The organism is Desulfuromonas sp. (assembly GCF_002868845.1).
GTDB lineage: Bacteria > Desulfobacterota > Desulfuromonadia > Desulfuromonadales > BM501 > BM501.
This window is the reverse complement of the sequence record NZ_PKUB01000020.1, coordinates 70,829-92,134: the sequence shown is the minus strand read 5'-3', so window position 1 is coordinate 92,134 and position 21,306 is coordinate 70,829. Positions and strand designations below refer to the sequence as shown.

At 65.0% G+C, this 21,306-nt stretch carries 16 protein-coding genes and 1 pseudogene; 6 read left to right on the top strand and 11 right to left on the bottom strand.

What is annotated here, in order from left to right; all coding sequences use genetic code 11:
• Positions 1-6 precede the first annotated feature (6 nt).
• On the bottom strand, positions 7-1,614 hold the full coding sequence (locus C0617_RS06400) for a PAS domain S-box protein (RefSeq protein WP_291316184.1): 1,608 nt from the start codon (positions 1,612-1,614) through the stop codon (positions 7-9).
• Between the two features lie 292 nt (positions 1,615-1,906).
• On the opposite strand from C0617_RS06400, the gene C0617_RS06395 reads away from it, so the two are divergent.
• The 4 genes from C0617_RS06395 to C0617_RS06380 all read left to right on the top strand — a co-directional run bounded on the left by C0617_RS06395 (position 1,907) and on the right by C0617_RS06380 (position 7,098).
• A complete protein-coding gene (locus C0617_RS06395; RefSeq protein ID WP_291316183.1) occupies positions 1,907-2,503 on the top strand; it encodes a deaminase in 597 nt (198 codons plus the stop codon).
• 93 nt (positions 2,504-2,596) lie between these two features.
• Positions 2,597-3,313 (top strand): DUF481 domain-containing protein, encoded by a 717-nt coding sequence (locus C0617_RS06390; protein WP_291316182.1) that lies wholly within the window; start codon positions 2,597-2,599, stop codon positions 3,311-3,313.
• A gap of 408 nt (positions 3,314-3,721) precedes the next feature.
• Positions 3,722-5,104 (top strand): MFS transporter, encoded by a 1,383-nt coding sequence (locus C0617_RS06385; protein WP_291316181.1) that lies wholly within the window; start codon positions 3,722-3,724, stop codon positions 5,102-5,104.
• 173 nt (positions 5,105-5,277) lie between these two features.
• Complete coding sequence (locus C0617_RS06380; protein ID WP_291316180.1) at positions 5,278-7,098, top strand: chloride channel protein; 1,821 nt, start codon at positions 5,278-5,280, stop codon at positions 7,096-7,098.
• Positions 7,099-7,111: 13 nt separating this feature from the next.
• Here C0617_RS06380 and C0617_RS06375 read toward each other — a convergent pair whose 3' ends face one another.
• Genes C0617_RS06375 through C0617_RS06365 form a run of 3 tightly spaced genes read right to left on the bottom strand, consistent with a single transcriptional unit; the run spans position 7,112 to position 9,709 of the window.
• Positions 7,112-7,702 (bottom strand): transglutaminase family protein, encoded by a 591-nt coding sequence (locus C0617_RS06375; RefSeq protein WP_291316179.1) that lies wholly within the window; start codon positions 7,700-7,702, stop codon positions 7,112-7,114.
• 20 nt (positions 7,703-7,722) lie between these two features.
• On the bottom strand, positions 7,723-8,328 hold the full coding sequence (locus C0617_RS06370) for a TetR/AcrR family transcriptional regulator (protein ID WP_291316178.1): 606 nt from the start codon (positions 8,326-8,328) through the stop codon (positions 7,723-7,725).
• A 22-nt stretch (positions 8,329-8,350) separates the two neighbouring features.
• Positions 8,351-9,709 (bottom strand): radical SAM protein, encoded by a 1,359-nt coding sequence (locus C0617_RS06365; protein WP_291316177.1) that lies wholly within the window; start codon positions 9,707-9,709, stop codon positions 8,351-8,353.
• Positions 9,710-10,036: 327 nt separating this feature from the next.
• On the opposite strand from C0617_RS06365, the gene C0617_RS06360 reads away from it, so the two are divergent.
• Positions 10,037-11,806 (top strand): diguanylate cyclase, encoded by a 1,770-nt coding sequence (locus C0617_RS06360; protein WP_291316176.1) that lies wholly within the window; start codon positions 10,037-10,039, stop codon positions 11,804-11,806.
• Positions 11,807-12,275: 469 nt separating this feature from the next.
• Positions 12,276-12,542: a cytochrome c3 family protein gene (locus C0617_RS06355; protein ID WP_291316175.1), complete on the top strand. Its 267-nt coding sequence runs from the start codon at positions 12,276-12,278 to the stop codon at positions 12,540-12,542.
• 92 nt (positions 12,543-12,634) lie between these two features.
• Here the strand turns inward: C0617_RS06355 and C0617_RS06350 are convergent, their stop codons facing one another.
• From C0617_RS06350 to C0617_RS06320, 7 genes and pseudogenes are all read right to left on the bottom strand, one after another.
• The gene (locus C0617_RS06350) at positions 12,635-14,944 is read right to left on the bottom strand and encodes an FAD-dependent oxidoreductase (protein ID WP_291316174.1); all 2,310 of its coding nucleotides are present in this window, start codon (positions 14,942-14,944) and stop codon (positions 12,635-12,637) included.
• A gap of 77 nt (positions 14,945-15,021) precedes the next feature.
• Positions 15,022-15,393: pseudogene (locus C0617_RS06345) on the bottom strand (glutamate synthase-related protein); the annotation flags it as partial.
• Between the two features lies 1 nt (position 15,394).
• The coding region (locus tag C0617_RS06340; RefSeq protein WP_365888976.1) for a glutamate synthase-related protein at positions 15,395-16,638 on the bottom strand (1,244 nt) is incomplete at its 3' end.
• On the bottom strand, positions 16,626-17,732 hold the full coding sequence (locus C0617_RS06335) for a glutamine amidotransferase family protein (RefSeq protein ID WP_291316173.1): 1,107 nt from the start codon (positions 17,730-17,732) through the stop codon (positions 16,626-16,628). The genes C0617_RS06335 and C0617_RS06340, both read right to left, overlap by 13 nt.
• Before the next feature lie 305 nt (positions 17,733-18,037).
• The gene (locus C0617_RS06330) at positions 18,038-19,315 is read right to left on the bottom strand and encodes an ammonium transporter (protein ID WP_291316172.1); all 1,278 of its coding nucleotides are present in this window, start codon (positions 19,313-19,315) and stop codon (positions 18,038-18,040) included.
• A 416-nt stretch (positions 19,316-19,731) separates the two neighbouring features.
• Entirely contained in the window at positions 19,732-20,799 is a 1,068-nt protein-coding gene (locus C0617_RS06325; RefSeq protein ID WP_291316171.1) for a branched-chain amino acid aminotransferase, read from the bottom strand.
• A 158-nt stretch (positions 20,800-20,957) separates the two neighbouring features.
• Positions 20,958-21,134, bottom strand: coding sequence for a hypothetical protein (locus C0617_RS06320; protein WP_291316170.1), 177 nt, complete (start codon positions 21,132-21,134; stop codon positions 20,958-20,960).
• Between the last annotated feature and the right edge of the window lie 172 nt (positions 21,135-21,306).

Genomic DNA, 21,306 nt, shown 5'->3' with positions numbered 1-21,306 from the left:
CCGGGTTCAGGGTCGCGGCTGTCCAAGGGGGAGCCTGACCGTCACCTCGGTCCCTTCTCCGGGGGCGCTCCTGACGTCGATATCGCCCCCGTGGCGCTTGATGACCCCGTAGCCGACCGAGAGTCCCAGGCCGGTGCCCTGCCCCACGGGGCGGGTGGTGAAGAAGGGGTCGAAAATCCTCGGCAGGTGGTCCGGGGGGATGCCGCGGCCGTTGTCTTTGATCGTTATTCGCACCAGGTCCGCTTCGTCGTCGGGGGTCTTTTCGAGGCGGGTGGAAACTTCGATGCTCCCTTCTCCGGGAAGGGCCTGCCGGGCGTTGAGCAGAATGTTTCCGAGTGTCTGGAGAAGCTGGACCGGGTCCGCCTCGAGGGGCGGCAGGTCGGGCTGCAGGTCTGTGGCGATATCGACCTTGCCTTCGGGTGAGCCCAGGGTCTGCAGGGCCTCGGCAAGCACCTGGTTGATGCACACAGAAATAAAGGGAAACATCGACTGCTCGGAGAGCCCCTTGAGGTCCTCGACGATGCTCTGGCAGCGAAGGGCCGCCTCCTCGATGGCCTCCAGCCAGGCCATGTCGTCTCCGGCCGAGCCGCCGGGGCCCGGGTTGCGGCCGGTTTTCAGGACCTGGAGGGCGTTGAGAATGCCCCCGAGGGGATTGCTCAGTTCGTGGGCGGTGCCGGAGACCAGGCCTCCGACCATGGCCATTTTTTCGGTGCGGATCAGTTTGGTCTGGGCCTCCTCCAGTTGGCGGGTGCGCTCTTCGACGGTTTCTTCCAGCTGCCGGTTCCACTCCTTGAGAACCTTCTCCGCCCGCTTGCGGGCGCTGATGTCGCGAAAGATGCCCCGCGAGGAGACCGGCTGACCCTCGACCATGTTGATGTTGACGCTCCCCTCCACCACGAGGGAGCGACCGTCCTTGGTGACGAAGGTGGTTTCCAGGCGGTCGAAGTTGTCCCCGTTCAGAAGCTGTCTGAAGACCTCCTGGCAGTGGCCGAGGCAGTCGGGATGGATGATGTCGGCGATGGTCAGTCCGGCCACCTCTTCTTCGCTGTAGCCCAGGGTCTCCCGCCAGCTGCGGTTCACATACAGCAGCGAGCCGTCGGGGGCCACGCTCTGGATGAGGTCGTTGGCGTTGTCCAGCAGGTCCCGCAGGCGCTCTTCGCTCTCCCGCAGGTCCTTGTCGGTCTGCTTTTGCCGGCTGAGATCGAGAAAGCTCTCGACCAGGTGGGGCTGGCCGTCCAGCAGGACGGTGGCGACGGTCTTGAGGATCGGGATCCGTTCCCCCCGCAGGGTGAGCAGTTCCCGTTCCGAGTTGTCGATGCACTGGTTGAGGTAGGTGATGGGGCAATGCCCCTCTTCGGCGGGGCAGATGAACTTGTGGCAGACCGAGCCGATCACCTGGTCCCGCAGGGCGCCGATCATCTCCAGGGCCTTGGGGTTGGCGTCGACGATGCGGTGGGTCTCGATGTCTATGACCAGGATGCCCGCCGGCAGCGTGGTCAGGACGGTGGTCAGCCGCTCCCGGCTCTCCTTGAGGGCGCCGGCCATGCGCCGGTGCTTTAAGAGGGCATCCGGGGAGGCGCTGACGGAAGTCGTTTCTGCTGGGGTCTCGGACATGGTCTTGTGCGATCGGTCTTTTCTGTGGCTGTTTCCCCCGGGTACGGCCGAGGATCGGATTCTCGCAAGCTTAAAATAAGCAAGAAGACTGCCAAAAAGGCCTTGAGGCGGGTGCTCTTCTCCCGGTGGGCGCCCCGAGGGGGGGGGATGGCCCCGTTATCGGCTGATTTTTCTTGGTTCTCTGGAGACAATGGGGGTATGTTGGGTGCCCGGAAACGGACCTCATGGCGGGTCCTTTAATGGGGGGCGATTGGGTTGATGTGGGGTATATCCCCCAGTTGAAAGGCCGTTTATGCGTTTTTTGCACGTTCAGCTGCAGCTTCCCGGGTGGGTCGAGGCCGCCCTTCCGGCGCCGGAGCACGTCTTTGCCTCGGAGGAAGAGCGCATGGGCCTCGTGGTGGAGTTGGCCCGGGAGAACGTGCGGAAAGGGACCGGCGGGCCCTTCGCGGCGGCTGTCTTTGACCGGCGCCGCGGCACTCTGCTCGCTCCGGGGGTCAACCTGGTCGAGCCGGCCAACTGCTCGGCCGCCCATGCCGAGGTGGTGGCCTGCATGGTCGCCCAGCAGATGGTTGAAAATTACGACCTCGGCGGCGAGGGGCCGCCCGGCTACGAACTGGTGACCAGTACCGAGCCATGCACGATGTGCCTGGGTGCGGTCCTCTGGTCGGGGGTCAGGCGCCTGGTCTGCGGCGCTCGCCGCGAAGATGCCGAGGCCCTCGGGTTCGACGAGGGGCCGCGGCCGCAGGACTGGGTGGAGGAGCTTGCCCGGCGGGGCATCGCCGTCCGCCGCGAGGTGCTGCGGGAGGAGGCGGCCGAGGTGCTGCGCGAGTACGCCCGCGCCGGCGGGACGATCTACGGTCCCCGGGACGGCCCCGTCCCGCGGCAGTGAGCCCGAGTCGCTCCCCCGCCAGTCCGGGTTTGCAGGGCGAGTCGATTGTGGTAGCATCCCCGGCTCACATTATTTATTCCAAGGAGGAAGACCATGTACCGCATCTGCATTGCTCTTGTCGTCGGATTGTTGCTCGCCACAACCTGTTTCGCCGAAGAACCGCGGCTGAAGGACCAGGCCGAAATCGCTTTCGTCAGCACCTCGGGCAACTCTGAGGTGACCACCCTGGCGGCCAAGAACACCCTGACCTACGCCTTTTCCGAACGCTTTCTGGTCAAGTGGAAGCTCCTCGCTCTCTACTCGGAGAGCGACGGCGAGACCGAAGCAGAAAGCTACGCTACCCAGCTCCGGGGGGACTACCTCCACACCGACCGGCTCTACTCCTATGCCAGCGTTGGCTGGCTCAAGGATCGATTTGCCGGTCTCGAGGCGCGCTACACTCTGATCGGCGGCGCGGGCTACAAGTTCCTCCTGGGTCCGAAGCATTTCCTGGCCGGCGAGGCCGGCCTGACCTACACCACCGAGAAGCTCAAGGACGATGCGGACCGGGGTTATCTGGGCGTACGGCTGTTCGGTCAGTACGATTACGTCTTTTCCGAGACGAGCAGGTTCTCCCAGTCGGTGGAGTGGCTGACCGATTTCGACGAGACGGAGAACTGGCTGCTGATCTCCGAAACCGCCCTGGTGACCGCCCTCAATAGCCACCTGTCCCTCAAGACGAGTTACGTCGTTAATTACGACAACCTGCCTGCCGATGATTTTGACGAGACCGACACCGTTCTCGGGGTGACCCTGGTGGTCAATTTCTGATCGCTTCCTTTTTCCACGTTTTCGTTATCGAGGGGCCCTCCGGGGCCCCTTTTTTGTTTACTCGAGTGGCATTCGGGTGTGCTGCAGAAACTGGCCACATTCCAGGGCACCATGGGGGATTGAAATCAAAATCGGCCTCTCGCCCGTCCGCTTCGCTCTCTCAAGTCGCTAAGCCGCAAAGGGAATCGTTGAGGCCCGGGGTGTTGCCCTCCATGGCGCCGTAGCGGCTTTGCGTGAGAAGCTGTCTTGGTTTTGCGGCAAATCGTCATTCTCATTCATTGTTGCTGGACCCGGGCTCATAAACTCGATCCCGGACTCCCTCCCGCCTACCTGCCGCTGGACTCAAGGCTCCAAAAGGCGTATGGTATCCACCTGTTGTCCCGCATCCGCAAACGCCCCGGGGGTCTCATGTCCCAGCCGCCGCAAGGGGCTGCGGAGCGCCCCTTTGCCCGGCGCCTCGTGGCCCTGCTCTGCTTCACCGTCTTCTTCTCGGTCCTCAACGGCACCATGTTCAACGTGGCCGTTCCGGACATCGCCCGCCAGTTCGCCCTGAGCCCCACCGAGGTCAGCTGGGTGGTGACCGGCTACATCGTCGTCTTCGCCCTCGGCTCGGTCACTTTCGGCAAGCTCGCCGACCTCTATCCGCTGAAAAACCTCATCACGCTCGGCCTCCTCCTGTTCAATGCGGGGGCCCTGATCGGCTTTTTCGCCTCCTGGTACCCCTTGCTGCTGGTCGGGCGCCTGGTTCAGGCCAGCGGCGGTTCGGCCATCCCAGCCCTGTCGATGATCGTCGCCACCCGCTTCGTGCCTCCCGAGCGCCGGGGCCGGGTCATGGGGGCGGTGGCCTCCACCGTCGCCTTCGCCGCCGGGGTCGGGCCGATCGTCGGCGGCTACATCGGCGGCGCCCTGCACTGGCGCTACCTGTTCCTCCTCTCCACCGCCACCCTGCTGGCCGTGCCCCTGTACCGTCGCCTGCTCCCCGCCGAAAAGAAGGGGCCCGACGGCTTTGACTTGCCGGGCGCCCTGCTGCTCGGCGGTGGCGTCGTCTCCCTGCTCCTCTTCGTCTCCGAGCTGCTCTGGTGGGCGGCGCCCCTGGCCGTCCTCCTGCTCCTGCTCCTCGTGCGCCACCTGCGGCGGGCCGCCAGCCCCTTCGTCCATCCCGGCCTGTTCCGCGACCGGCGCTACCTCGCCGGCCTGGTGGCCGCCTTCCTCGCCGTCGGCACCATTTTCGGCATGATGTTTCACGTCCCTTTGCTGTTGCGCGCCCAGAACGGCCTCGGGACCGAGGCCATCGGCCTGGTCATCTTTCCCGGGGCGATGAGCGCGGCGGTCCTTGGAGCGGTGGCCGGGCGGTTGGCCGACCGCAGGGGGAGCGTGCCGGTCGTCCTGGCCGGGATGGTCATTCTCGTCGCCGGCTACCTGCTTCTCGCCGCCTGCACGGGAAGCTCTCCGGCCCTGATTGCCACAGTGCTGGTGGTGGCTTATAGCGGCTTCGCCTTCGTTCACGCCTCCCTGGCCAAGACCGTCTCCCTGGTCCTCCCCCCGGAGCGGGTCGGCATCGGCATGGGTTTTTACAACCTCACCTTCTTCATGTCCGGCTCCTTCGGCGCCGCCATCACCGCCCAGCTTCTGGAGATGCTCCGGTCCCTGCAGCCGGTTGCGCCCTGGGTGGGGCCGGCGGCCGCGGCCAGCAGCAACATCTTTCTCGTCTCGGCGGCCACCGTCCTGGCGGCGGCCCTTCTTTTCCGCGGCGCCTTTGCCGAATGGGCTCCAAAGGGAGAGAAATCCTGACAAATTCTTGATAAGTTAGACGGGGTGGTATACCCTCCCGGGGTTGCCGGGTGCGCCGGCAACCGTCTCCCGGCCACGGCATCGCCACGGGAGGCGGATTCCCCGGATGGAACGGGGGCAGGCAATGAATCGAAACGGCCGTCACTGCCCGCAGCCGCGGGCCGGAGAAGGGCATGAATTTTCCTGATCGGCTCGGGGCCGCCCTGCGGTCCCTGGACGTCCGCGCCCTGGGGCGCCCCCTCGCTCTCAGCGCCCTGGTGGGGCTGGTGGCCGGGCTGGGGGCTCTGGCCTTCTATTTCGCCGTGAATGCCGCCGAAGACCTCTTTCTTCACGGGCTGGCAGGGTACCACGGGCCCGGCGAGGGGGCAGAAGCGGTGGCTCACCTCGGCGAGGGGATGATTGACACCCTGCACGCCGAATACCGCTGGTTCCTCTTCCTGATCCCGGTCATCGGGGGTCTGGTCTCGGGCTGGCTGGTCTTCACCTTCGCCCCCGAGGCCGAGGGGCACGGCACCGACGCGGCCATCGACGCCTTCCACAACAAGGGGGGGCTGATCCGCTCCCGGGTGCCGATCATCAAGGCGGTCGCCTCGATGGCCACCATCGGCACCGGCGGGTCGGCCGGCCGCGAGGGCCCCATCGCCCAGATCGGCGCCGGCTTCGGCTCCTTCCTCGCCACCAAGCTGAAACTTTCCTCCGCCGACCGGCGGGTGCTTCTGCTCGCCGGGATGGCCGGGGGCATCGGCGCGACCTTCCGCGCCCCTCTCGGCGGGGCCCTTTTCGCGGTCGAGGTCCTCTACCAGGACCCCGAGTTTGAGCACGAGGGGTTGATCCCCGCCATCATCTCCTCCATCGTCGCCTACTCCCTGTTCGGCGCCGTCACCGGCTGGAAGCCCCTGCTGGCCACCCCCCTGTTCCGCTTCGAGAACCCCCCGGAGCTCGTCTTCTTCCTCCTGCTCGGGGTGCTCTGCGCCGGTTTGGGCAAGGTCTACGTCCACACCTTCTACGGCATCCGCGACCGCTTCCATCAGTGGGACTTCCCCCAGGTGCTCAAGCCCGCCGTCGGCGGGCTGATGCTCGGCCTGCTCGCCATGGTCGTGCCCCAGGTGCTCGGCTCGGGCTACGGCATGGTCCAGGCCGCCCTGTACGGCAAGGTGGCCCTGTGGGTGATGCTCCTCGTGGCCCTGGCCAAGATCCTGGCCACCAGCCTGACCATCTCCTCGGGGGGCTCCGGCGGGGTCTTCGCTCCCAGCCTGGTCATCGGCGCGATGCTCGGCGGGGCCTTCGGGGCCACCGCCGAGGCCTTCTTCCCGGCCCTTGTCCAGGACCCCCGGGCCTACGTGCTGATCGGCATGGCCGGCTTCTTCGCCGGTGTCTCCAACACCCCCGTGGCGACCCTGATCATGGTCAGCGAGCTGACCGGCAACTACGGCCTGCTCGCACCCCTGATGCTGGTCTGCGTGGTGGCGATGCTGGTCTTCCGCAAGAACACCATCTACCAGAAGCAGGTGCCCGGCCGCATCGATTCCCCCGCCCACCTCGGCGACCTGGTCATTGACGTGCTCGAGGGAATCCACGTGGCCGATCTCGCGGAGCACGGGCGAAGGCCCCACCCCATCCCCGAGGACATGCCCCTGACCCGCATCCTCGAGGTGATCGCCGACGCCGAAGGGGCCTACTACCCCGTGGTCGACGGCGACGGCAACCTGAAGGGGATATTCTCGGTCAACGACATCCGCCGCATCCTCGCCGAGGACTTGCCGCCGGGTCTGGTCCTCGCCCGCGACATCGCCAACGCCAAGGTCATCACCACCCGTCCCGACGAGACCCTCACCGAGGTGATGCGCAAGCTCACCAGCCGGGGGCTCGAGGAGATCCCGGTCCTCGACCTTACCGATCCGCGCAAGGTCCACTTCATGCTTTCGCGGCGGGCGGTGCTGGCCAAGTACGCCAGTGAGTTGGAGAAAAAGAAGGGGGCCTACGCGGAGGTCTGAGAAGGCAGGGCGTTCAGCCGGAAACGGCCCGGATGATCTCAACGTCCGGCAGGCCCTGGTAGACTTCGAGGTAGGTATTGCACCGGGTCAGCGCCGTTACCACGGCCGGCAGCGGTTCGGGCCAGATCTCCGGAAGGTCCGCTTCCATCTTGTCTGCAGTCGAAAAGGCCAGTTGCTCCACCGGAGGTGTGAACCGGGCATCCACCCCGGGCTTGTTTCCCCTGGCGTCGACCCTGTACCAGCCGTGCCCCGGCAGATGGACGGCATTCATGCCATGCAGGCAGTAGGGGGCGCTATCGCCCTTCAGGCTCAGCCGCTGGTAGCAGAAGCCTGCCGGGATGCCGCGGGCGCGCAGCAGGGCCGCTAGAAGGTGGCTCTTTGCATCACAGTAGCCGGTGCCGTGGCGCAGGACCTCCGAGGCCCTGCAGGTGACGGGGTTCAGCCGGTAGTCCCAGCTGTGGCGGATCTCGTCGCGCACCCATTCGAAGCAGCGTCCTGCGACCTCCTCCGGTTCAGTTTCTCCCCCCGCCAGCTCCGCCGCCAGGCGCAGGATGGCCGGGTCCCGCCAGTCGATGATCTCCGTCTCTTTCAGGTAACGCTCCATTCTGCCCCCCCCGTCCCGGTTCATCTCCCCGCCGCGAAGCCGCGCACCAGCAGGCGGATCATGGCGATTCCCCGCTCCAGCCCCTCATCCGTATCGCCGTCACCGGCGACCTCCAGGTAGTTGGGCCAGAAGAGGGTCAGCATCCAGCTCATCTCCGCCAGCAGCTGTTGTTCCCCTTCCTCCAGAGGCCTCAGCGCCCCACCGGCGACGGCTCCGTCGATCAGAGCTCTGATCAGGCCGAGGGTCTCCCGGTGGACGGCCTGAAAGCCCTCCTTCAACTCTCGATCGCGCATCAGCAGGGTCGGCAGTTCCCGCTTGAAGAAGCGGAAGCGCCGGTTGAACAGCTGGATGAAGCGGAAGGTCTCTTCGAAGGCCTCCAGCCCCATGGACGGGGCGCCGGCGGCGATGGGGCCGAAGCCCTCGCGGCTTTCGGCCTCCATCAGGGCGAAGATGCCTCGGACGATGTCCTCCCGGTTGCGGAAGTGGTAGTAGAGGTTGCCGGGGCTGATGCCGATGGCGGCGGCGATGTGGTTGGTCGTCACCGCCCCCGTCCCCTTTTCGTTGAAAAGGGCAAGGGCCCCTTCCAGGATCCTGTCGCGCGTCTTGGTCTGGCCTTTTGCGATCATGGGCGGCATTGTAGCCCGTTTCTCAGTCGTGGTCCAGATGCCCCTTGCGCATGGCCGCCATCGCCTCGCCGAGCAGCCGGAAGACACCCGGCAGGCGCCGCAACCCGTAGCGGGAGAAGGTCTTCAGGGCCCGGTGGGGCGGGACAGCCCTCTGCCAGAGGCGGGCGAATTCGGCGTAGAACTCGGCCAGGGGGAGGCGGGTCGGCAGCACCGTGTGGATGAAGTCGAACAGCTCGGGTCGGTAGGGGAGTAGCTCCCCCTGCCGCTCCTCGTACAGGGCGGTGCCGGGCAGGGGGGTCAGGACCGAAAAGGAGGCGTGGTGCAGCTTCAGGCGGCGCACGTAGGCGGTCAGACAGCGGAAGTCTTCCCGGGAGAAATCGGGGTCGACCACGAAGGAGGCGTAGAGGAGGATGCCGATTTTTCTCAGGATGCGCACCGCCTCTTCCTGCTGGGCCACGGTGACCCCCTTGTTCATCCGCTCCAGGTTGGCGTCGGAGAAGCTCTCCATGCCGACGAAGACCTGCTGCAGGCCGACATCGCGCCACTTGGCGAAAAGCTGGGGGTGGCGCACGATGGTATCGACCCGGGCGTAGAGGAAGTACTTCTTGCGGATGCCGCTCGCGGCAATGAGCTCGGCCAGCCGGTCCATGCGTCCCACGTCGCACATCGACTCGTCGTCGCAGAAGAAGACGTTCTCCTCTTCGATGCTCCGCAGTTCCTCCACCACCTTCTCCGGCTGCCGTCTCAGGTACTTGGCGCCGGTGAGCGACCATAGCGCGCAGAAGTTGCAGCGGGCGGTGCAACCCAGCGAGGTGCGGACCGAGGCCAGGGGGCGCAGCCACTCGCTGAAGTAGTGGTCGCGGTAGCGGGCCGAGAGGGTGCGGTCGGGCAGGGGGAGCTCGTCCAGGCCGGGATGGGGGCGCGCCGGGGTGAAACGCATCTCCTCCCCGGGGATGGCCAGACCGTCGATGGTCTCGAAGCCCCCTTCCCCTGCCAGCTCCCGGGCGATCTGCCGCAGGGCCGTCACCCCCTCGCCGACCACGACCAGGTCGATGGCGGGGACGTTGAAGTCGGCCGGCCGGACCGTGGCGTGGTGGCCGCCGACGACCACGGTGGGGGCGGGGTCAAGGGCCTTGAGTTGCCCGGCCAGTGCCTTGACGATGTTCGCCTGGCTGGTGTATCCGGTCAGGGCGACGACCTGCGGTCGGTAGCCCCGGGCCGCGGCGAGCACGTCCGGGTCGATGCGGGCGTCGTGCAGCATGACCTCGTGTCCGTCGAGCTTCAGCCCCGCCCCGAGGTATTCCAGGGCGAGGGGCTCGTGCATGTAGACCCGGTCGATGAAGCCGATGCTGCTCGGTGGGTGGATGAGCAGAATGCGCATGGTGTTCTCCCTTGAAAGCGATCGGATGGGATATGCTCAAGAGAGAGTGTAGAGTAATTGCTCTACGCTCGTCAAGTGAAATGAGGAGGCAGTCACCTTCCTTTTACATGAGCGGTCAAAATGACGCGGGGAAGGGTCTGTATCCTGAGCGACATCGGTGGCTTCTGGGGCGGGCCATGGAGATTCCGTTTAATGGTGACCATCTTTCCTGATACCGATGGTATGAATACAGGCAATTTTGGGCTATACCTTTTAAGGGGAAAGTTTTATCTTTTGAGAGCGGCCCCATTGAACCGGGACAAAGGCCTAATCTCTCAGGCGATGAAATTGAATACCGGCCCCGACATATCCCCTTCCCCCCAGGCGTCCTTCGCCGTGGTGTTGGAGGCGAGCGAGGAATGGCTGATCGACCGGATCCTGGCCATCGCGCGGCAGCGCAACTACATCCGCTACACCTCCACCTTGCGCGAGGCCTGGCGGCTGTCGATCGCATCCCTCTCCGAGCAGCTTCTGGGCGCCCTGGCGATCTGCCCGGAGATTCCCGAGCTGAGCCCCGACACCGATTTCGCCGCCTCCCCGGGGGCGGCCTTTGCCGTGGAGGAGGCCCGCCGGCACAGGGCGCGCGGCATCGACCTGTCCCTCTTCCTCGGCCTGATGAAGTACTACCGGCAGAGCTACGTCGACCTTGTCGACGAGCGGAGCGAGGTGCTGGAGGATGCTCAGTGGTGCCGGCGTTTCGTGGACCGCTTCTTCGACCGCATCGAGATCTGTTTCTGCGCCGCCTGGGCCGAGGGCGGCGAGGACGAGCGGATCGACGAGATGCGAGGGGCCAACCGGCACCTGGCCAACGAGAAGAACAAGTACCTGACCATCTTCGAGAGCCTCGCCCCGCCGGTTATCCTGCTCGACACCGAGGGGCGGGTGGACAACCTCAACTTCGCCGCCGCCCGCCTGTTCAGGAAGTCGGCTATCCCCGGCAGCGCCTACTACGGCGGCGAGAATGAACAGGGGGTGTTCGCCTGGCTGGAGGAGGAGCTGGAAGCCTTCCTGCCCGGGGAGGGCACCGACCTGGTCCTGGAGAAGTCCCTGGAGGACGGCGACCACGAACTGGTCTTCGAGGTGAGGCTCCAGCGGATGCTCGATGTCAGCGGCAAGTTCACCGGCATCGCCGTCACCCTGAACGACATCACCGCCCGCAAGGCCTCGGAGAGGGCGGTGCGGGAGCGGGACTCCCAGTACCATGCCCTGTTCGAGAACAACCACTCGGTGATGCTTCTGATCGATCCCGCCAGCGGAGCGATCGTCGATGCCAATCCGGCCGCCTGCACCTTCTACGGCTACGACCACGCGGCCTTGACCGCGATGAACATCGACCAGGTCAACACCCTCGACAGGGAGGAGCTCCGCATCGAGCTGGAGCGGGCCAGGGGGGAGGAAAAGAGGGTTTTTCACTTCCGCCACCGGCGCTGCGACGGCGAGGTGCGGGACGTGGAGGTGTTCAGCGGGCCGATCAGAGTGCGGGGCAGGGGGCTGCTCTATTCCATCGTCCACGATGTCACCGAGCGGCGCCGCCTGCAGGACGAGATTTGGCACCAGGCCAACTACGACGCCCTCACCGGGCTGCCCAACCGCTCGCTCTTTTTCGACCGCCTGGGGCAGGCCATCGCCCAGGCCCGGCGCAACGGCTCGAAGGGCGCCCTGCTCTTTATCGACCTCGACCACTTCAAGGCGGTCAACGACACCCACGGCCACGCCGGGGGAGATCAGCTCCTCCGGGAGGCGGCCCGCCGCCTCGCCGCCTGCGTCCGCCAGAGCGACACCGTGGCGCGCATGGGGGGGGACGAGTTCACGGTGCTCCTCGCCGAGGCCGCCGAAGAGGAGGCGGTCGAGGAGGCCTGCCGCAGAATCCTTCAGCAGCTTTCGCGCCCCTTCGAGGTGAGCGGCCAGGAGGCCCGCGTTTCGGGGGCGGTCGGCATCGCCCTGTTCCCCCTCCACGGTGAGGATCCCGCGGTGCTGCTGCAAAGGGCCGACATGGCCATGTACACCGCCAAGGAAAAGGGGCGCAACGGGGTCTGGCTCAGCGGTATCCCAACGTAATTACGTGGGGCTGACAAAGGGTGAAGCTGAAGGCAGGTCGGAGGCGAGCCTGCCTTTTTTCGGTCTTTGGGAAAATGCCGGGCGCCGGGATCTTTCCTCCTGGGGCGTCTTCAATGCCGGGGGGGCGCATGAAATATAAATGTGGGGCTCTTGGCCGTCTTACGGCTTTTGGGTTCCTCTTTCCCTTTTGGGCCCCGTTCCCTCCGCTGCATCGCAATTTTAAGATATAAGAGTAACCCCATTTGTGGCCTCCAATAAAATAGTGTATAGTCGTGCTCGCTTTTGTTTGTTTCATTCCGGGAGGGAATCGATGAAGTCGAACGGCAATGCGGCACTTTGGTTGTTTCTTTTTTCCCTTGTTTTTCTATGTTCCCATGAAGGTCATGCCCGATCGTGCCTCTCGGGAAACTGTCATGCGACCCTCTCGGGGGCCCGGTTTCCCCACGGGCCGGTGGCGGCGGAGGCGGTTGTGGGGGGCAACTGCAGGGTGTGCCATGAGCAGGCCGGGCCGGGATGCACCAAGAGCACGGGGGGAGAGTTCCGGCTGAAGTCGGCCAGGCTCTGCCAGTCCTGCCACGGCCAGGAGTACGCCACCAAGCACACGGCCGTCGCCTCCGATTGCCTGTCCTGCCACGATCCCCACTGCTCCGATTCCAGCCCCTTTCGCCTGCGGGCGGCGGTCGGACTGAAGGGGGTGGATGCCCCTTCCTCGACCGCGGTCGAAAGGTCTCTCTGATCGCCCCCCCTCGAATTTTCCGAGTCTGAACAAACAAAAAGGCGGGACCGATCGGTCCCGCCTTTTTGTGTCAAGAATGGTGTTGGGCTGTCCTACACCACCAGCTCCATGGCCCATATTCCGCAGGGGCAGATGCCGGAGCAGATGCCGCAGCCGATGCAGAGGTGGTCGTCGGAGACGTATTCGTACTCTCCCCCATCCTTCTCCACCCGCCGGATCGCCCCCTCGGGGCAGGCCTCCAGGCACATGGAGCAGTCGCGGCAGGTGCCGCAGGAGAGGCAGCGGTTGGTCTCCGTTTTGGCGTCGACGACGCAGAAGCGGCCGCGGTTCTGGGGCTTGAAGAGCTCCTTGCTGAGGCAGCTCTGGGGGATGGTTTCGAGTTTTTTCCGGGGCACCAGTTCGGCCCCGGAGAGGAAGGTGTCGATATGCTCGGCGACCTCCCGGCCGTTGCCGATGGCGTGGGTTAGAAGGCCGGGCTGGATGGTGTCGCCGATGGCGAAGACGCCGGGGGCTCCGGTCACCTGGCGGCAGGCGTCGACGTCCATCATCCCCTTGTCGGAAAGCCACTCGCGGGGGACGTAGGAGAGGTCGGGGCGCTCGCCGATGGCGATGATGACGGTGTCGGCCGCGATCAGCTCGCCGTCCTTGGTGACCAGTCCCTTGTCGGTGATCTTCTCGGTGAAGACGGGCCAGCGGATTTCGCCGCCGAGGGCCTTGACATGGTCGATCTCGTGCTTGTAGGCGGCGGGACGCTGGATGTCGACCGCCGTGACCTGCTTGGCGCCCATTGCGTAGGCGCCGAGGCAGACGTCCATGCCGGCGTTGCCGGCGCCGAGGACGACGACCTTCTCGCCGACGGAGGGGCGCTTGCCGGAGTTGATCTCCTTGAGGAAATAGAGCCCTTTGACCATCCGCTCGTGTCCCGGGAAGGGGATGACCACCGGGTTGTGGGCGCCGCTGGCGATGACCACGGCGTCGCTTTGCTCGCGGATGGTTTCGAACAGGGGCGCGTCGACCGGGGTTTCGGTCTTGATGTCGACGCCCATCTTGCGGATGCGGGCGATCTCGGTCTTGAGGAGCTCCCGGGGCAGGCGTTCGTCGGGGATGACCTGCATCAGCTTGCCGCCGACCTCCTTGTCGGCCTCGTAGACGGTTACCTGGTGGCCGAGCAGGCGCAACTGCCAGGCCGCCGACAGGCCGCCGGGGCCGCCGCCGACCACGGCCACCTTCTTGCCTGTGGCTTTTTTCGCCTTGGGCGAGGCGGCATCGAGGGAGAGCTTGCCGAGTTCCTTCATGGCCACGGGGTGGTCGAGGTATTGGCGGGTGCAGGCGTCCATGCACAGGTTGGGACAGACCTCGCCGCAGACCGAGCCGGGGAAGGGGGAATACTGCAGCACCAGTTCGAGGGCCTCCTGCGTCTTGCCCTGGCGCAGCAGGTTGATCCGGTCCTGGGTCTGGATGGCGCTCGGGCAGGAAACCTGGCAGGGGGCGCCGTAACGCTTGTCCTGCCAGTGCGGCACCTTGAGCCGGTCGTCGCCGGCGTTGACCAGGCCGGCGATCTGGTCGTAGTCGTCCTGGACGACGTCGCCGAAGATGCTCCCCTCGACCCACTTGTCGAGACGGTACTCGCGCATGGTGATGCGGCTGTGGACCCTGCGCTCCTCGTAGGTCTTGGCGACGACCTTCTTCCACTGGGAAAAGTCGGTCAGCGTCTCCAGCAGCTGCGTGCGGTCGACCTTGTCGAGGAAGACGGGCATGCCGGCCCGGAGAAATTGACGGTCGGCGTCGTCGAGGTCGAGCAGCCAGACGTCCTCGGACAGCCCCTTGACCGGGCCGCGCACGTAGATGGTGCCGCCGACCATGCCCATGCAGCTACGGTCGCCGAGGATCGAGTAGAGGTCCTCGCAGCCGTAGCCGCAGACCACGGCGATGCCGCCGCCGGCGAACTCGAAAGAGAAGGACCCGGTGTTCTTCATCACCCAGAACTCGGGGGGCTCGTAGGCGGGGTCGTGCTTCATCAGCGACCCGGAGCGGGTGCCGACCCGGCCGGCGACGTAAATCTTGCCGGCGGCGGCGCAATGGGCGGTGGTGTCTCCGCCGTCGCCCTTGATGGTCAGTGTGGCGCCGGCGTTGAGCCAGCCCGCGTCGGCCGGGGCCGGGCCCTCGACGACGATCTCGGTGCCGTCGAGGCCGAAGGAGCCGACCCTCTGGCCGGGGTTCCTGACCGTGAAGCGCAGGGGGGTGCCGTCCTCGGTCCACAGGGGACCGCCGATGTTGTGGTGGCCGGAGGAGAGGACCTCGAACTCGGTCTGTCCCTCTTCCAGGGCGGCGTAGATCTGCTGCAGCAGTTTCTGGGTGGATATACGCTTATTATCTTCGAAACCGATAATCTGGGCTGGCATTTCTTCTCTCCTGTCTGGAGTATGGGGCGAGGGGGGGAGGGATAAAGGCTTTGCGCCTCACGCCTGACGCCTCACACCTAACAGACGTATTGAATCTGCAGTCGCTCGGCCACGGCCTGGTCGGTGGAGACGAGGGCGTCGGAGCGGCCCACCGGCAGGGAGGAGTTGCCGATGGGGGCCATGAGCTTTTTCAGTTCCGTATCCATGGCGAGGAAGTAGTTGACGATGTTCTGCGCCACTTTCTCGGGGTCGAGGCGGTGCACCAGGGCCGGTTCCTGAGTGGTGATGCCGACCGGGCAGAGGACGGTATTGCAGGCGTTGCAGCGCCCCTGGTAGTTGCCGACGCATCCGGCCATCTGCAACACCAGCTTGCCGGTGAAGACGCCGTTGGCGCCGAGGCACATCATCTTGAAGGCGTCCGCGGCCAGGTCGCCGGTCTTGCCGAGGCCNTGGCGCCCCTGGGTGACGGCGGCCAGGTAGCAGTCGCGCAGTTTGCTGACAATGGGGTGACCGGTGTGGTCGAGGCTGACCTCGTGGGCCGCGCCGGTGCCGCCGTCGATGCCGTCGAGGAAGAAGCCGCCGACGATGTTGTAGGGGTCGCGCACCAGGTTGTTGAAGACCGAGACGCTGGTCGCGCTGGCCGCCACCTTGATCGCCACCGGGACGCGGAACTTGAAAGCCGCGTTGAAGGAGAGGAACATCTTCTGCACGCTCTCCTCGATGGAGTAGAGCCCCTGGTGGTTGGGGGGCGACAGGAGGTCGGCCTTGGGAACGCCGCGGATCGCCTGGATGTGCTCGGCGACCTTGCCGGCCATGAGCAGGCCGCCGTCTCCGGGCTTGGCGCCCTGGCCGATCTTGATCAGGATGCCGGCGGGGTCTTCGACCATGTGGGGCATCGTCTTGACAATGCGGTTCCAGCCGAAGTGCCCGGAGGCGATCTGCAGGATCATGTACTTGAGGTGCTTGCTCTTGAGCAGGCGAACCGTGACGCCCCCCTCGCCGGAGCACATGCGCACCGGGATGCCGCACTCCTCGTTGAGGTAGGCGGTGGCCATGGCGATCGCCTCCCACATGCGCCAGGAGAGGGCGCCGATCGACATGTCGCCGAGAATGACCGGGTAGATCCAGCGCACCGGCGGGGTCTGACCCTCGGCCTGGAGCAGGCCCTCGGGGCCGACGCCGAGAGGCAGCTTCTTGGGCGGCAGGATGCGCCCGAAGGGCGCCAGCAGGTCGAAGGTGTGGCGCTGGGCGTCGAGGCTCGGGTCGGTCATCTGGGAGATGCGTCCGACCCGCAGCTTGTCCAGGGTGCGCGTGCTTCCCTCGAGGTTCTTGCGGCCGCCGCGCTTGATCGAGTCGCCGCCGAGGCAGCGGGTCACGATCGGATGCCGGGTGTCGGGGTTGCGCAGCGGGCCGATGGCGTCGTTGGGGCAGACCTTTTCGCAGATACCGCAGCCGCGGCAGTAGTTTTTGATCGAATGGGTCTGGCGGATCACCGGGACCGCGGAGAAGCGGGTCTTCGGCTCGGGGAGTTCCCCCTCCGAGAAGACCATGCGCCGGCGTTCGACCTTGGGCTCGATGGCCCGAAAGGAACAGGCCGCCACGCAGGAGCCGCACAGGGTGCAGCGGCTGGCGTCGTAGCGGATCTTCCAGGGCAGGTCGTTCGGAGTCACATCCTGGACTCTCATTGTTTCCATCGCTGAACCTCCAGGTTGCTATCGATAGCCACGATCTCGCGCTCGTGGGGATAGATGTCGGTCTCCCAGTCGCGGTCCGGGAGGACTTCGTTGATGCAGCACACCTCCGAGGAGATGACCACGGTGTCGTCGGAGCGTCCGACCACCACCGGGCGCAGCTTCTTGGCGTCGCAGCAGGTGAACATGGTGTTGTCGGGCAGCACCCCGATAATGGTGTTGGGCCCGTTGATTTCCAGGTGCGCCAGGGACTGGCGGATGGACAGCAACTGGTCCTTGTCGTCGCGCCGCTCGATCTGCTCGAAAGGCAGCGGCGTCACCACGTGCTTGTAGTACTTCAGCGGCCAGCCGAGTTCGCGGTGCACGTAGTGCAGGGTGTAGAGGAAGCACTGGGAGTCGGACTCGAAACCGATGTAGCCGCGGTGCAGCTTGCGCTGGAGTTCCACGTTCTTGAGGTAGAAGGTGTTCTCGCCGTTGGCCAGAGCCGTGTATCCCTGAAGGAAGAAGGGGTGGGCGGCGTAGCGGACGATGTCGTAGTTGGTGTTCTGCCGGCACTGGGCGGTGATCACCTTTGCGGTGAACTTCTCGTCAGGCTCCCAGAGGTTGAAGTAGGTGCCGATGTCGCGCGGGTCGCCGATCTCCTTGAGGGTGACCACGTCGGGCCAGAAGGAGTAGGCGAAGCCCATCTCGTCCTTCTCCAGGGCGGCGCGAAGTTTCAGGCGCATGTCGAGGAGCAGCTCTTCCTTCTCCTTTTGCTCTGCCTTCTTGTAGTGCTTGGGGTAGTCGTAGGTCTGAAAGACGTAGTTGGGCATGGCATTGATGTCCAGCCCCGGTTGATCGTTGGTTTCGGGAACCCACTGCATGACCCGCTGGAAGCCGGCGGCGTGCATCATGTCTTCGGCGATCTTCACCCCCTCGTCGGTGCAGGCCAGCGACAGGGTGGGCAGATGCTTGTACCCCTCGAAAATCCCTCCGAGATCGTGCATGACCATGGCAAAACCAGAGTTGTCATGGCCCTTTTGCTGCGACTGCATGAGCAGAAGGGCTTGGCTCGGATGGACGTAGTTCAGACTTTTTATGGCTCCAATGCGACACATGTTCGGTCACCTCCAGGTTTGATTGTCCTGGCGCCCTTCCCGTGGGGTTGCACCAGGACTTTAACTCATATGCAATCTTGGTGCCCCTGTGGGGATGTGCGGGAGGAGTTTTGTGTTTTTTTTGTAAACACCTGTTGTGTGGTGCTTTGTGGGGCGTTTGGGCCGCGCCGCAGCGGGGTGATCGTTCCGTGGAGATGTCGCAGGGGATGGTTGGATGACTGTTTGATACACAGTTGTGTATTCAGGGTACACGAAAAGCGCCCCCGCTCGGGGGGCGCTTTCGGTTTTTCAGGTGCGGGCCAAGATCAGAAGTTGTAGCCCGTTTCGGAGTGGGCCGTCTGGTCGAGTCCGATGATCTCGTCTTCCTGCTCCACACGCAGGCCCATGGTGGCCTTGAGGATCGTCAGCAGGACGTAGGTGACGACGACCGCATAGGCGCCGGCGGCCAGCACGCCGACAAACTGAATCCAGACCTGCATGGGATTGCCGGCGATCAGGCCGGTCGCCCCGACGGAGGCGAAGACCCCGGTGGCGATGGCGCCGAAGGCGCCGCCGACGCCGTGAACGCCGAAGGCGTCGAGGGAGTCGTCGTAGCCTAGCTTGTGCTTCAGCATTACCCCGCTGTAGCAGACCAGGCCGGCGAGCAGACCCATGATGAGGGCCGCACCGGGGGTAACGAACCCGGCGGCGGGAGTGATGACCACGAGCCCGGCGACGATGCCCGAGGCGACGCCCAGGGCGCTCGGCTTGCCGACCCTGATCCACTCGATCAGCATCCACGACAGGGCGCCGGCCGCCGCTGCGGTCTGGGTGGTTGTGAAGGCGAGGGCGGCGTTGCCGTCGGAGGCGAGGGCGCTTCCGGCGTTGAAGCCAAACCAGCCGAACCAGAGCAGGCCCGCGCCGAGCAGGGTCATGGGGAGGTTGTGGGGGAACATGCGCTCGACCGGGTAGCCCCTGCGTTTGCCGAGCATCAGGGCGGCGACCAGGGCCGTGATGCCGGAGGAGAGGTGGACCACCGTGCCGCCGGCGAAGTCGAGGTCGCCGTGAGAGGCGAGCCAGCCCCCGTCACCCCATACCCAGTGGGCCAGGGGGTCGTAGACGAGGGTCGACCAGAGCAGGATGAAGACGCAGTAGGTGGAGAATTTCATCCGTTCGGCCACGGCACCGGAGATGAGGGCCGCGGTGATAATGGCGAACATCCCCTGGAACATGACGAAGACATAAGTCGGGATGGTTCCGGAGAGGCTCTCGGGGGTGATTCCCGCGAGCATGACGTTGGCCAGGCCGCCGATGAACTTCCCCTCCCCGCCGAAGGCGAGAGAGTAGCCGATCACCACCCACTGCACGCCGATAATGGCCATGGCGGCGAAGGTGTGCATGCTGGTGGAGAGGACGTTCTTGGAGCGAACCATCCCGGCGTAGAAAAGTGCCAGGCCCGGGAGCATCAGCAGCACCAGGGCCGAAGAGACGATCACCCAGGCGGTATCGCCACTGTCGAGTCCCTCGCCGGCAAGGGCGGGGGAGGCGAAGAGCAGAAGCAGGAGCAGGGGAAGGCAGGGGAAGATGGAACGAGGTCTGGGCATCTTTGCACCTCCGGAAAGAAAGCGTCATTGCTTTGAGTCGGGTCAAGTTTAGTGGCTCTGGATGGAATAGCAAGGCCTGTGCCGTTCGATACGGTCCAGTTTTTTCGGGGGCTTGGAGTTTTCGGGGAGGGGGGCGCGGGAAGGGCCTGCCTAAAGAATGGACAGGTTCTGCTGGCAGAAGAGGCGGTCCTGAATCTGAATCCGTGAGCGCCTGGCGGACCATAGCGCAAGCGATAGGGTTCCCCAAGGGTTCAGGAAGTTCTTGGCGAACCTGTGGGAGCCTCAAGTGTTTTATTTCACCGGTTCAGGCCGGCCGAGGACACCCTTTTCTTCTCCGGAGTCCAACGGGTCATGGTTGAAAAAAAGAAAGCCCCCGCCGGAGGGCGGGGGCTTGAGGTCGGGAAATTGGGGGGCGGTCAGAGGGTTTCGACCCAGCCGTGGGGATCGGGAACGCGGCCGTACTGGATGTCGGTCAGGGTGTCGTAGAGTTTCTTGGTGAACTCGCCGGTGGTCTTGCCGTCCCCCAGGACGACTGTTTTGTCCCGGTAGGTGAACTGGCCGATGGGGGAGACGACGACGGCGGTCCCGGTGCCGAAGGCTTCGGTCAGTCGGCCGCTCTCGGCGCCGGCGAAGATCTCGTCGATGGAGAGGGCCCGCTCCTCAACCTCCCGGCCCATCTCCCGGGCGAGGGCGAGGACGGAACGGCGGGTGATGCCGTCGAGGATGGTGCCGTGCAGGGGGGAGGTGACCAGTTTGCCGTCGTAGAGGAAGCAGATGTTCATGCTGCCGACCTCCTCGATGTATTTCTTCTCCTTCGCGTCGAGCCACAGGACCTGGTCGTACCCCTTGGCCGCCGCTTCCCTTGCGGCGTAGAGGCTGGCGGCGTAGTTGCCACCGGTCTTGACCTCGCCGGTGCCGCCGTGGGCGGCGCGCACATGGTGGTCGGATATCCAGATCTTGACCGGGGCCAGCCCCCCCTTGTAGTAGGCTCCAACGGGGGAGAGGATGACGTAGCAGTAGTACTGGTCGGCGGGTCGCACCCCGAGCATCGGCTCGGTGGCGATCATGGTCGGCCGGATGTAGAGGCTGGTTCCCTCGCTGCGGGGCACCCACTCCTCCTCGATCTTGACCAGCTTCTTGATGGCCTCCAGGAAAAAGGCCTCGTCCACTTCGGGCATGCACATGCGCCGGGCGCCGCGGTTGAAGCGGGCGACGTTGTCCGCGGGACGGAACAGCGCGACGGTGCCGTCTTCCCTGCGGAAGGCCTTGAGCCCCTCGAAAATCTCCTGGGCGTAGTGCAGGACCATGGCCGCCGGGTCGAGGATGAAGGGGGCATAGGGCTTAATCCGGGCCGAATGCCAGCCGCGACCGGTCTGGTATTCCATGAGGAACATCCGGTCGGTGAACTCCTTGCCGAAGACGAGACTCGACTCGTCTTTGGGGAGAGGTTTTTTCTCGGTCAGGGGAAGGATTTCCATATCCATGGTCAAACACCGCCTCCGGTTGAATTGTTGCTGTCCGATGGGTGTTTGTAGCACAGAAAAGGCTGGCCAGGCAAGGGGCTTGGAGGGTCGGACGGTGCCAAAAGAGATCGGCCCCGCTGCTTGGGCAGGGGGCCGGACGATCTCCTCGGAGGGGGAGCTTACTCGGAATCGTTTGGGGTGTTGCGGCAGAAGGGGATTCGGCCGAAGAGGAGGTTCTCCCGGTTGGCTTTCTCTTCCTCCCGGTGGAACCTATTCACGAGGCGGTCGTACTCGGCCCGGTCCGCGATGTCGCCTAGGCGGTACCCTATCTTGCGGACTTTCCAGAGGTCTTCCATGGCTGTTCTCCTTTGGGGACGTCAGCGTCTTCGGCTCAGGAACGAAAATAGGATAACAGCCTCCACTGGGAAGTCAAGGTAAAAAATACCATTAATAGTATAACGGCGTTATGAAAGGGGGCCTGTCGTGGCTCCCGGGTCGGTGGTGAGCGGGGGGGGAGGCGTTGCCGCG